Below are 12,093 nucleotides of genomic sequence, written 5' to 3'. Positions count from 1 at the left end.
GTTCTCCTAGAAGGCGCCGGTGCCGTTGGGGGTGCCCATGCCGGTGGGCCCGTCGTAGCCGCGCACCGCCGTGCAGATCCGGCCGCCACCGCAGGCGCCGTTGCTTCCGGCGGTGATGTCGTTCAGGTAGGCGGAGGCGGCGTAGAGCCGCTTGCCCGCCGGGGTGGCCGAGTGCGTGCCGGCCAGTCCGTACACGCCGGCGATGAACGCCGCCGCGATGGGGGTGCCGGCGGCGGTGCCCCAGCCGCCCAGGCTGGTGCTGTAGACCTGGACGGGGGTGTCGGCGGAGGCCACCGCCGCGACGTCGGCCACGGTACGCCGGGCGCCGCACGCTCCGGCCGGCTGCCAGGCCGGGCGCAGCGCGTACATCGAGCAGCCGGAGGCGGTGTCGCGCCAGGCGGACTCGTTCCAGCCGCGGGTGGTGGCGGGGTCCCGGTAGAGCTGGGTGCCGCCGACGGCGATCACCGACGGGTAGGCCGCGGGGAGGATCTGCCGGCCGCCGTTGTTGAAGCCGACGCCGGAGGGGGCGACGACGGTGGTCGGGGCGTGGTCGAAACGGGCGGCCAGAGTGCTCTGGCCCGCGTACTCGGCCACGCCCCACATCGGCACGAGCGCGGTGGCGCCCTGCGCGGCGGCCTGGTCCACGGCCGCCGCCATGCTGGCGAGGGACGCGTCGTCGGCCTGCACCAGCAGGAGCTTGCAGTTCGGGCAGGCCGCCGCCGCCAGCTCCAGCCCCACGCTGCTGTGCACCGCCCAGGCGGGGCTCGGGGCGGGCGGGGTGTCGCCGCCCCGCTGGTTGATCTTCCTGAAGCAGGGGAAGTCGTCGTCGCACGGGGGCATGCCGTTCGCCCTGCGGTACTCGGCCAGCTCGTCCGCGGCCTCGATGTTGTCGTACGGAGTGACGACGGCCACGGTCTGGCCGCCGCCCAGCCAGTCCGACGGCAGCCGGTAGGCCTCCTGGAGGTCCCTGGCGGTCAGGGGGCCGCGGCCGGCGGTCACGCGCGGCAGCGGCCGGTCGCCGCCTCCCGCGCCGGCGCGCAGCAGGCACGTCGCCGGTCCGAGGTCCCCGGCGGCCCTGGGACAGGCCGCGCCCGTGGCAGGCGGCGCGGTGCCGGCCACAGCCGCGCCGGTCACGGCGGTGCCGGTCACAGCGGTGCCAATCACGGCGGTGCCGGCCACAACGGTGCCCGTCACAGCGGTGCCGATCACGGCGGCCTCGGCTGCGGTGGTGCCGGTCACGGCGGCCTCGGCTGCGGTGGTGAGCGGGGTCAGCGTGGCGAGCAGCATCGCCGCCACGCCCCCGAAGGTCGTCATCCGGTGGATGCGCATGTCAGGTCTCCCTGTCAGCCGGCGAGCCGGTAGGCACGGATGTTGGTCTGGGTGACGGTGCTGCCGTCGCCCGCCCGCGCCTTGACCCGCAGCGAGACCCAGCGGACCGCGTCGGAGTAGGCCGGGTGCGTGATCGGCGCGGCGAACGTGCCGTCGCGCCTGGCGGTGGCGGTCTGCGGCGCCGACCACGACCTGCCGTCGTCGTAGGACACCTCGACCGTGGCGCGCACGCCGGTGGGCCGGGCCTGGTGCTCCTGGTGCGACACCCGGAAGCCGACGTCGAACGCCTGCCCGGCCTCGGCCCGGGAGTCGAGGTCGAGCTTCAGGTCCCAGTGCACGAACAGCAGCGGCAGGAAGGAGCACCTGCGCGCGGGGTCGGCGCACTGCACGGTACGGGGCAGCGCGGCGGTGGCGTCACGCGGACCGCTGCGGAAGGTCCACTCGGTACGGCTCGGCGACTGGGCGTTCGCCTGGCTGGCGAAGTCCCACACCAGGCGGTAGTCGGCCGGGCGCGGAGCCAGCGGCAGCGACAGCGGCACGGGCCGGTAGGGCGCGTAGCCGCCGGCGCCCAGGTCGAAGGCGATCTTGCCGTCCCGGTAGAACGTCGTCCGCGACGCGGCGTAGGCCTCCGACGCCGAGTGCAGCGGCGCGGAGTCGGCGTAGCCGCTGAGGTACACCGAGCCGAGCAGGCCCTGCCTGCAGGCCAGGCACACCTGCAGCCACGGTTTGTCCACCGTGCTGCCCGGGCCGGAGAGCCCGAAGAAGGTCTCCTGCGCGTAGGTGGCGGCGGCCGACGGCGTCCGGGGGCCGAGGTTCCATGTCTCGCTGACCTCCTGGCCGGGGCGCAGCTTGCGGCGCACCCCGTAGAGGAACTCCATGGTGTCGGTGCCCATGGCGTGCTGCCAGTAGGTCTCGTCGGGCCGGGAGCTGTAGACGTAGTCGACGCGCTCGCCGGTGGAAGGTGCGTAGCCGTGACCCACGTCGGACCACCCCCACGGCAGGAACACGTAGGACGCGCGGATCACGGGGCCGGGCGAGGCGGCGTCGGAGGCCGTGTTGTGGAGCGTGGAGCGCACCGCGGCCAGCTGCGGCTTCCTCACGGCCTGCGTCATCCTGGCTGGGACGGCGTCGCCGTACGCGAACACCAGCTTGTACGTCGCGCCCATCTGCGGCCCCGACTCGGCGTTCTCGGCCAGCAGCGTGAAGCCGGTGAACGTGAAGCCGCCCGTCCTGACTCGCCTGGTGGGGGTGACGTAGAGGTCGGGGCTGCCGGTGACCGGGTCGGAGTAGGTCTTCCACAGGAAGCCCGCGAGCAGGTTGGAGGGGCTGATGCCCGTCTCGTCCCCCGCGGCGCTGGTGCGTACGAACGACAGCGAGTCGGAGCGGATCAGCGGCGCCCGCGGCGGCGAGGCCAGCGTCGGCCGGTACCGCACCGCCTTCCTGGCGTCCAGCACCACGCTGGTGTCGGCGCTGACCCGCACCTCGGGCTGGATGACCAGCGCCGTGTGCGAGGTGAGGTCGGTGCCCGGGGCGGTGAGCACGCTGGCCATGATGCTGTAGGTGCCTTCCGGCACCATGAACGACTTCTGCTCCTCGCCCGGGTAGGCGAAGGCGAAGGTGGCCAGTGCCCCGTCACTGACGTTCTGCACCGCGCCGATCATCGTGCCGGGCGTGCCGTCCCGGTCGATGGAGTCGACGGTCAGCATGTGGTAGCGCAGTTCGTCACCGGCCGCCCTGGTGGCGGGGGCGTCGGCGGCCAGCGGCGAGCGGGGCGGCTCGGGGGCGCCTTCCGGGACCGCCAGCTCGATCCGCTCGACTCCGGGCAGCGTGCCGACGGCGTCGCCCTTCGCGCCGCGCCAGGTCTCGGCCAGCAGCCTGCCCAGCGCCGGGGCGTCCTTCTTGGTCACCGTCGCGGTGGCAGCGTCGCCGGCGGCTGCGGTGACGCTGGTGGCGGGCAGGGCCTCGGCCTGGGCGCGGCCGGCTCGCACGGTGATCGGGAGGGTGGCGCTGCGCTCGTCGTCCAGCTTGGCCCGTACGAGGTAGCCGACGTTGAACAGGCGCAGGTCGATGGTCCTGCCGAGGTACGGCACCGCCTCTGACGGCACCACGTAGGTGTCGCCGCCGAGGGTGAACTGCGAGAACGTGCCTCCGGCCGGGCCACCGCCGGGGAGCCGGCTGACCTGCTGGCCGCCGCGCTCGTCGAGCACGACGTGGAAGCGGTCGCCGGTCAGCAGCGTCACCGTGGCGGTGCTCGGCCCAGAGGTGCTCGGCCCAGAGGTGCTCGGCCCGGGGGTGCTCGGCTTGGCCGGTCCTGTTGCGGGGTCCGTGACGTGGGGGGTGGGGTCTCGCGGCGGGGCAGCGGTGGCGGGGCCCGCTTGCGCCGTCAGCGCCAGCGTGACTGCCAGGCCGACCGTGACCAGGCGGGAGAGGAGTGCGGGGCCTGACCTGGAGTGCGTCGTCATCTCTGTTCCGCTTTCTGACCGCGCCTGGACGGCAGGCGCAGGACGTGCTGGTTCACAGCGGCTCGTGTGCGCCGTCGGGCGCGGCCTCGCTCAGGAGACCCTGCTCGGGGAGGGTGTCCGGCTCGATGACCGGCTCGATGACCGGCTCAGCGTCCGGCTCAGCGTCCGGCTCGATGACCGGCTCGGCGTCCGGCTGATCGTTACGCATGTTGATCAGCATCGAGCGGGCCTGCCGACGTCGCGAGTCGGCAAATCACCCATTTAATAAAGAAAGCGATCTATGTCGGCGTCTGGTCCAGCAGTCCCTCGGCGGCGGCCGTGGTGACCAGCGCGGTGCGCGTGGTGACCGACAGCTTGCGCATGGCCGCGCTGAGATGGCGCTCCACCGTACGCGGCGACAGCGTCAGGCTCTCGGCGATGCGCTTGTTGGTCCAGCCCAGCGCCACCAGATGAACGATCTCCACCTCTCGCGGGGACAGCCGGTCACCGTACCCCTTGCGCCCGCCGCGCCACGGACGGGTCACCGCGACCCCCTGCTCGCGCAGCAGGCCGGCGACCCGGTCGGCGTCCCAGCGCGCGCCCAGCGCGGCCAGCCGCCGCTGGCATTCCTCCAGCACCGCCAGCCCCTGCTCACGCTCGCCCGCGGCGAGCAGGCAGCGGCCCTGGCGCTCGGCGGCGAGCAGCCCGTCGTAGGGCCGGGGCAGCGCCGCCCACCTCGCCGCGGCCCGGCCGAACAGGCTCGCCGCCGTCCCCGGATCGGCGGCGACCATGGCCTGGCAGGTCAGGACCGCCGCGGCGGCGGCCGGGGCGTCCCGCCCCGACATCCCGTCGGCGAAGGCCGCCACCAGGCCGATACCCTCCCGCCTCCGCCCGACGGCCAGCAGCGGGTCCAGGTGGACCGGCAGCACCTCCGTGGCCCACAGCCACACGTCCTTGCGGGCGATCATCTCCAGGATCGGCTCGGTGATCTCCAGCGCGGCCCCGGGCTCGCCGCGCGCGAGCAGGATCCGGGCCAGCGCGACATCGGGGAAGATGAACGGGTCCGCGTGCCCGCGGATCAGGCTGGCGGCGAGCACCTCGCGCAGCCGCTGCTCGGCCCGCTGCGGAGCGCCACGCGCCAGGTCCAGGCAGCCCTGGATCATCCGCGCCTCCAGGCGGGTCGCCTCATCGGCCGTCTCCGAGCCCGCCAGCTCGGCCGCCACCTCGTCCAGGCCGTCCCAGTGCCCGTCGTGCCAGGCCAGGTGGGCTCGTGCCAGCTTCAGCACGTCCTCGATCCGGCGATAGCCCGCCCGTTCCACCAGCGCCGCTGACGAGTCCAGGTAGGCACGGGCGTCGTCGTGCCGGCCCCACAACGTACAGAACTGGGCCACCATCAGCCGCCCGCGGGCGATCTCCTGACGCTCCAGCCGGCTCTCCCCGTCGGCGGGCATGCTGCGCGCCACGCGCCAGCCGTCCTCCTCACCGAGGCAGAGCAGCGCCGCGGCCTGGTGAGACAGGAACGCGGCCCGCTCGACCGGCAGGCTGACCAGCGGGAAGAGCTGCTCCGCCCGTCCGGCCCACTCCAGGTGGCGGGCCCGCGGCCAGGCGCGGATCATCGGGTTGGCCAGCAGGAGCATCGCCTGGACGGCTAACTCGGGCCGGTCCTCCAGGTCCGGCATGGCGGCTTCCAGCCCGGCCATCGCGGCCTCGAACTCACCGAGGTGGAAGCGCAGCCGCCCCAGCCGGAGCCCGATCTCTCCCCTGGCCGCGGCCGGCAGCCCGGGGTGCGCGAGGGTCTCCTCAAGCGCGGCGCGGACGCGTTCCCCCAGCCCCAGCAGCGGCTCGGCGGTCACGGAGACGGCCACACCGAGCCGCCCTGCCAGGCGGACCAGGCGGTCCACCGGATGATCGGCGGCGGTCAGCAGGTCCAGCATCATGGCGACCGTCGTGTGGCCGTCGCCTGCCTCCAGGGCCAGCTCGGCGGCCGCCTCGGCGTAGCGGCACCACTCCTCGACGTCGCCGGACTCGCGGAAGTGGCGGCACAGCCGTACGACGGGAGGGTGCTCACCCCCGCTGAGGGCCAGGGCCGCGCGGTGGTGCAGCCTGCGGCGCGACGGGCTCGCGGTGGCCTCGGCGACCGCGCGCGACGCCAGCACGTGACTGAAGCCGAACGTGCCCCGCCCGGCCTCGCGCAGCAGGCCCGAGGCGACCGCACCGGCCAGGCCGTCCTGGACGGCGGCCTCGTCGAGGCCCGCGACCGCCGCGATCAGCGCCTCGTCGGCGGGCGCCTCCAGCACGGCGGCGGCCTCCAGCACGGCGCGGGTACGCGGGTCGAGGCGCCCCACGCGCTCCAGGACGGAGTCGCGCACCGTGGGCGGCACGCGCAGTTCCTCGGTGATCCGGCGGCGCCAGCCGCTCTCGGACCGGAAGATGTCGCGCCGGGCGCGCAGCAGGCGTACGGTCTCCTCCAGCGCGAGCGGGATGCCCCCGGTGTGCTCGTGCAGGAACGCCGCGAAGTGGTCGGACACGTCGGCGGTCGCGAACATCGACTCCACCAGCGCGGCGGTCTGCGGCACGTCCAGCGGCTCCAGCGCGATGCGTTCCCCGTGCCCGTTCCTGGGCGGCCGCGAGGTCAGGCGCAGCAGCGGCGAGCCCTCGCCGAGGTCGAGCGGCCGGTAGGTGACCACGATCGAGCGCTCGGCGCCGCGCGAGGTGGTCAGGGTCAGCAGCCAGTCGAGCGTGGCCGCGTCCGCCCAGTGCGCGTCCTCGACCACCAGCACGTCCACGCCGAGCGCGTCGATCAGCTCGCCGAGCGCGCGGAAGAGCCGGTGGCGGGTCTCCCGCGGGTCGGGCAGCGCCTCCAGCGCCGGAGGCAGCCACGGCGCCCACTCCGGGAACAGCGTGCGCAGCGCGCCCGCGAGCGGGCTCAGCGTCAGCTCGCCCAGGCGTTCGCGGAAGGCCCGCAGCCCGTCGACCACCGCGCCGAGCGGGAACGGCTCCCGCAGGGGCGGGCAGGCGGCCATCAGCACGACCCTGCCGCGTAAGGCGGCGTCGGCCAGGCACTCGTCCAGCAGGCGCGACTTGCCGATGCCCGCCTCACCCTCGACGAGCACCAGGGCGTGACGTGACACCGCGGCGACCATCGCGGCCAGGGCGTCGTCGCGACCGATGAGCGCCGGCGGGAGCGCCTCCGAGGGCGCTGTCCGCCGAACGTGAGTTTCGTTCATCCCTTAATGGCTGTATATATCACGCCCGTTCTCAGCAGCCGCCGTCTCCCCGATCTTGGTAGGAGGCGGCGGTCGAGATTCCCGGAAGACTCGCGCCCGGAGCCCTACCGCCTCCGGAGGATGACGTCCTTGCCGTGGTCGGCCTCCTGGTCCGCCGCCCCCACCACCCACAGCTGCGACGTCCCGGGCACCGCCGTCACCGCCACGCCACCCAGCGGCTGGTCGTAGATCCGCTCACGGGTCCAGGTCCGGCCGTCGAAGTGCAGGGCCACCGTGGTGTCGCCGGCGCCGAGCCCGACCGCCCACACGTCACCGGGCCCGAACGCGGTGACGCTCGTCAACACGCCGTCACCCTGGGGCAGGGCCACCCGCTGCCACGAGGACCCGTCCCAGTGCATGACGAGCGACTCCTGCGGCCCCGCGGCCCCGCTCCGGCAGCCGAACGACGGCGCCTGTTCGCCCCCGATCCCGCCGACGGCCCACACGTCGTCCGGCGCGATCGCCCACACCTGCTCCAGGTGGCCTCCCGGCACGTCCGGCAGGGCCATCTCGGTGTACGTCCCGTCCTGGGCCGCGTGCCAGATCGCGGGCCTGATGCCCGAGCAGCCGTCGCGGACGGCGGTGCCGACCGCCCACACCTGGCCGTGCCTGGCCGTCACCGCGGCGAGCACGCCGTGCACGACGGCCCGCTTCTCGAACCTCCCGCCGGTCCACTCGACGGCCAGGGAGGTGTCGCCGTCCGGGTCCCTGCCGACCAGCACCACCCGCCCGTCGTCGATCGACACGTCGGTGAACCAGAACCCGCGCACCCCGGGCGGGCGGGGGTAGGACCAGCGCCGCCCGTCCCAGCGGAGGACGGTGCCGTCCCCCACGATCCAGATGTCACCGGGACCGGCCACGTCGAACTCGCTGACGTAGAGCTCACGGTCCAGAGCGGTCTTCCGCCACTGCTCTCCGTCCCACCGCTCGACGATCACGGTGCCCTCGCGGTCCTCGGCGCCGTCCTCGAACCCCACGGCCCACGCCCGCCGGGGCCCGTCGGCGACCACGTCCACGAGCTCCGCCCGCGCCCGCAGCCGCGGGCCCGCGACCTGCGCCCACCGCTCGGAGCGGGGCTCCACCGCCCAGGTCCGCACGCCGGCGCTCGCCGCAGGTGTGGTGGCCGCCGGGCTCGAACGCCCGCTCTCCCGCCCCGCGGCGCATCCGGGCGCCGCGAGGCACAGGACGACGCACGTCGCGAGCCGCGCGAGCCGATCGCCGGGGCGGCGGGCCAGGGCCGTCACCCTTGCGGGCGGCCCTTGAGCAGGAGCGGCAGCTCGCTCCAGCCGTGGGCGATGAACGACGGGACGTGCGTCAGCTCGCCCTCGGGCACGGCCAGGCTGAGCTCGGGGAAGCGCTCGAACAGGGCGGGCAGCGCGGTGAGCGCCTCCTGCCTGGCCAGGGGGGCTCCGATGCAGCGGTGCACGCCGATGCCGAAGGCGAGGTGCTCGTCCTGTGTCCGGGTGGCGTCGAAGCTGGCGGCGTCCGCGCCGTGCTGGGCGGGGTCGTGGTTGGCCGCCAGGTAGGTGGTGAGGATGGCGTCCCCGGCCGCGATGCGCGCGCCACCGATCTCAAGGTCCTCGATCGCGAAGCGCAGCGGCAGGTTGGCGATGGAGGGCGCCCAGCGCAGGGTCTCCTCGACCGCCGCCTCCCACGACAGCTCTCCCGCCAGCACCTGCCGGAGCTGCTCGGGATGGGTGAGCAGGGCGTGCACCGCGTTGCCGATCAGGTTGACGGTGGTCTCGTGCCCGGCGGCGATGAGCAGCAGCAGCGTGTCGCGCAGCTCGTCGTCGCTGAGCCGGTCACTGTGGTCGCGGGCGTTGATCAGCTCCGTGGTCAGGTCGTCGCCGGGGTGCTCGCGCTTGTAGGTGACCAGCGCGGGCAGCACGGTCGCGATGCGCTGCAGGTTGGCCGCCGCCGCCTCCGGCGTGGCCGTGGTGTCCATGATCGCTTCCATGATCTGCGCCATCTCGGCCCGCATGTGATCGGGCACGCCGAACAGCTCGCAGATCACCCGCATCGGCAGCGGATGCGCGTACGCCGCGCGCAGGTCGACCGGCTCCCCGGCCGGCACGGCCGCCAGGTCGTCGAGCAGCTCCCCGACGATGCGCTCGATGGTCGGCTGCAGGGCCCTGCTGCGGCGGGCGGTGAAGCTCGGCGCGATGAGCTTGCGCAGCCGCCGGTGGTCCTCGCCGTACGTGCTCAGCATGTTCCGTACGCCGAGCCAGCCGGTGATCCACATCCACTCGGGACGGGTACCGACCTGCTCCCACAGCCGCCAGTGCCGCTTGTCCTTGCTGACCTTCGGGTTGAGTACGAGCTCCTTGAGCAGCTCGTGCCCGCTGACCGCCCAGGCCGGGATGCCTCCGGGAAGCTCTACGAGGACCAGGGCGCCGCGGTCGCGTAGTCGGCGGGTCTCGCCTGGGAGGTCGGCTCCGAAGGGGTCGAGGACGACGGGTTCTGCGCTGACCAAGGGGATTCTCCTGGCTGGTCTGGACGGATGGGGGTGAACTGGACGGGCAGGTGGGCCAGCGACCTGATGAAGGGCCCCGGCCGCCAGTGGAGCTCCTCGCGGGGCACGGTGAGTTCGAGGTCGCTCAGGTGCGCGGTCAGGCGCTCGATGGCGGTCATCGCGATGAGCGTCGCCGGGTCCGTCGCCGGGCAGCGGTGTGCGCCCGCGCCGAAGCCCAGGTAGGCGCCGCCGTCGGAGCGCAGGTCGTCCGGGAGGTGGGTGGGCTCGGTGTTGGCCGCGGCGTAGGAGACCAGGACCAGCTCGGCGGGCTGGATCCAGGTGCCGTGGAAGTCGACCGCGCGCGTCGTGAAGTACGGGCCGTAGTTGGCCATGGGCGGCTCGGCGCGCAGCGCCTCCAGCAGCGCGTCGTAGGTGCTCAGCGCGCCGTTGGACAGCGAGTTGTAGTAGCGGTCGTCGCTGACCATGCGCGAGATCGTGTTGGAGATGAGGCTGGCCATCGGGTCGAACCCGGCGGCCAGGGTGACGACGAGCGCCTCCAGCACCTCCTGCCGGGTCAGGCCGGCGGGATGGTCGATGAACCACGAGGTCAGGTCGTCGCCGCGGTCGGCGTACTTAGCCTCGATGAGCTCGGTGATGTAGCGGTAGTAGGCCTCGGTGCCGCGCGCCCCGGCCTCGCCGTCGGCCTCCATCATGTCGTACAGGGCCGAGATCAGGGCGGCGCTGTCGGCGTCAGGGCGGCCCAGGAGCAGGTTGAAGACCCGCAGCGGGATCGGCCGGGCGAACTCCGTGACCAGGTCGGCCGAGCCCGTCGCGGCGAAGCGGCGCAGCAGCGAGTCGGCGACCTCGATCACCATGTCGCGCAGCCGGTGCGGCTGGATCATGCTGTAGCAGTCGGTCATCACCCTGCGGTAGCGGGCGTGCTCGGCGCCGTCGGAGTAGAGCACGTTGGTGCGGTGGGCGAGCATACCGAGCGCGGCCGCGGCTCCGGGGGTCTCCGGCAGCCTGACCTGCCACGGGCGCGAGTCCTTGCTCCAGACGCCGCCGGCGTTGGTGAGGACGTCCACCGCGGCCTGATACCCGATCACCAGATGCGCCTGGACGCCCGGTGCGATCTCCACGGGCGCGACGGGGCCGTGGCGGCCGCGCAGCTCCGCGTAGACCGACTGCGGGTCCCTGGTCCATTCGGGGCCGTACAGCTTGCCCGCGTCGGGCAGATAACGCAGGGTCATGACATCAGTTCCTTGATGTGCTCCACCAGAGCGATCAGCGAGGCGCGGGCGGAGACGGGGTCACGGGCGTCGCACACCAGCAGCGGGGTGCGCGGGTCCAGGTCCAGCGCCTGCCGCAGCGCCTCGGGCGGGTATGCGGGCGAGTCGGGGAAGTGGTTGACCGCGACCGCGTAGCGGATGCCGGCGTTCTCGACCAGATCCAGGACGGCGAAGCTGTCGTCGATGCGCCGGGTGTCGGCCAGCACGAGCACGCCCAGCGCACCGCGAGCCAGCTCCTCCCACAACACCTGGAAGCGTGTCTGCCCGGGAGCCCCGAACAGGTACAGCACCACGCCGGGCAGCGTGAGCCGGCCGAAGTCGATGGCGGTCGTGGTGGTGGTCTTCTCATTGACGCCGGTGAGGTCGTCGACCAGCGTGCCCGCCTGGGTGAGGACCTCTTCGGTGTTGAGGGGCTTGATCTCCGACAGGGCGCTGACCATGGTCGTCTTGCCCACGCCGAACGGCCCGGCGATGATCAGCTTGACCGGGATGTGGTCGACGCTGATCCGGCTTTCAGAGAGCGCGGAGGCCACTGAGCACCAACTCCAAGATCTCTAGGTCGGGTCCGTCCGCGCGGGGCGGATCCCGGGTCAGCAGCGTGCCGGAGGCCGCCAGCCCCGCCACGAGCAGCCGCACCACGCAGTACGGCAGGCCCAGGTGCGCCGCGCACTCGTAGACGGACAGCGGACCCTCCTCCAGGAGGTTCACCAGGTGGGAGCCCGGCGGGTCCAGCGCCTCGGGGGCCACGTCCGGGGCGACGTGGACGAGGGTCGTCCGTTCGACGCTGAGGTGTTCGGGCACGGCCAGCTTGGCGGCGGCCATGAAGTCGGGGACGACACGCCGGCGCTGCCGTCCGGAGGTCATGCCGGGGTTTCCGGCGTCCTGGCGGCGCTGGCGTCGTTGAGCGCCTTGATCAGCTTCTGCACCTGGAGCTGAACCTCGTAGGCGAGGGACCCGACGTTGACGGCTCCGGTGGCGGCCACGACGATGGCGGCGCGGTCACCCGCCGGGGCGAGGTAGTAGTAGCCGGTGCCCGCGGAGATGACGATGTCCACCACCTCGCCGTCGGCGCCGTTGCTGAGCCCCTCGCACAGGGCGCGGGCCGCTCCCAGCACCGAGCTCGTCATCGCGGCCGTACGCTCTCCCGCCTCGACGCTCACGTCGGCGGAACCGCCGAGGATGAGCCCGTCACGGCTCAGCACCACGCCGCTGACGACACCGGGCAGCGCCAGGAGCGGCGACAGGACCCAGGACACGTCGAGCGTCAGCGGCCGGCGGCGCGGTCGGGGGGTGGCGGCGGGGATGTGGTCCATGGA

General features: G+C 73.6%; 10 protein-coding genes. All 10 read right to left on the bottom strand.

Features of this window, described 5'->3' with window-relative positions; all coding sequences use genetic code 11:
• Positions 1–6: 6 nt before the first annotated feature.
• Positions 7–1,329: a S8/S53 family peptidase gene (locus LCN96_RS23330; protein WP_225274998.1), complete on the bottom strand. Its 1,323-nt coding sequence runs from the start codon at positions 1,327–1,329 to the stop codon at positions 7–9.
• A gap of 14 nt (positions 1,330–1,343) precedes the next feature.
• The gene (locus tag LCN96_RS23325; RefSeq protein WP_225274997.1) at positions 1,344–3,791 is read right to left on the bottom strand and encodes a hypothetical protein; all 2,448 of its coding nucleotides are present in this window, start codon (positions 3,789–3,791) and stop codon (positions 1,344–1,346) included.
• Between the two features lie 52 nt (positions 3,792–3,843).
• Positions 3,844–3,999: a hypothetical protein gene (locus LCN96_RS23320; RefSeq protein ID WP_225274996.1), complete on the bottom strand. Its 156-nt coding sequence runs from the start codon at positions 3,997–3,999 to the stop codon at positions 3,844–3,846.
• Between the two features lie 70 nt (positions 4,000–4,069).
• Positions 4,070–6,997, bottom strand: a complete 2,928-nt coding sequence (locus LCN96_RS23315) for an ATP-binding protein (protein WP_225274995.1) — start codon at positions 6,995–6,997, stop codon at positions 4,070–4,072.
• Positions 6,998–7,101: 104 nt separating this feature from the next.
• On the bottom strand, positions 7,102–8,280 hold the full coding sequence (locus tag LCN96_RS23310; RefSeq protein ID WP_225274994.1) for a hypothetical protein: 1,179 nt from the start codon (positions 8,278–8,280) through the stop codon (positions 7,102–7,104).
• Entirely contained in the window at positions 8,277–9,509 is a 1,233-nt protein-coding gene (locus tag LCN96_RS23305; protein WP_225274993.1) for a cytochrome P450 family protein, read from the bottom strand. The genes LCN96_RS23310 and LCN96_RS23305 overlap by 4 nt, the downstream gene beginning before the upstream one ends.
• Positions 9,413–10,738, bottom strand: a complete 1,326-nt coding sequence (locus tag LCN96_RS23300) for a cytochrome P450 (protein ID WP_225274992.1) — start codon at positions 10,736–10,738, stop codon at positions 9,413–9,415. The genes LCN96_RS23305 and LCN96_RS23300 overlap by 97 nt, the downstream gene beginning before the upstream one ends.
• Positions 10,735–11,310: a GTP-binding protein gene (locus tag LCN96_RS23295; RefSeq protein WP_225274991.1), complete on the bottom strand. Its 576-nt coding sequence runs from the start codon at positions 11,308–11,310 to the stop codon at positions 10,735–10,737. The genes LCN96_RS23300 and LCN96_RS23295 overlap by 4 nt, the downstream gene beginning before the upstream one ends.
• A complete protein-coding gene (locus tag LCN96_RS23290) occupies positions 11,291–11,641 on the bottom strand; it encodes a DUF742 domain-containing protein (RefSeq protein ID WP_225274990.1) in 351 nt (116 codons plus the stop codon). Before LCN96_RS23290 ends, LCN96_RS23295 begins: the two co-directional genes overlap by 20 nt.
• Positions 11,638–12,090, bottom strand: coding sequence for a roadblock/LC7 domain-containing protein (locus LCN96_RS23285; protein ID WP_225274989.1), 453 nt, complete (start codon positions 12,088–12,090; stop codon positions 11,638–11,640). The genes LCN96_RS23290 and LCN96_RS23285 overlap by 4 nt, the downstream gene beginning before the upstream one ends.
• Positions 12,091–12,093 lie beyond the last annotated feature (3 nt).

The sequence above is a fragment of the Nonomuraea gerenzanensis genome, assembly GCF_020215645.1.
Classification (GTDB): Bacteria; Actinomycetota; Actinomycetes; order Streptosporangiales; family Streptosporangiaceae; genus Nonomuraea; species Nonomuraea gerenzanensis.
The sequence above is the reverse complement of the archived record's forward strand: the minus strand, read 5'-3'. Positions and strand labels throughout refer to the sequence as shown.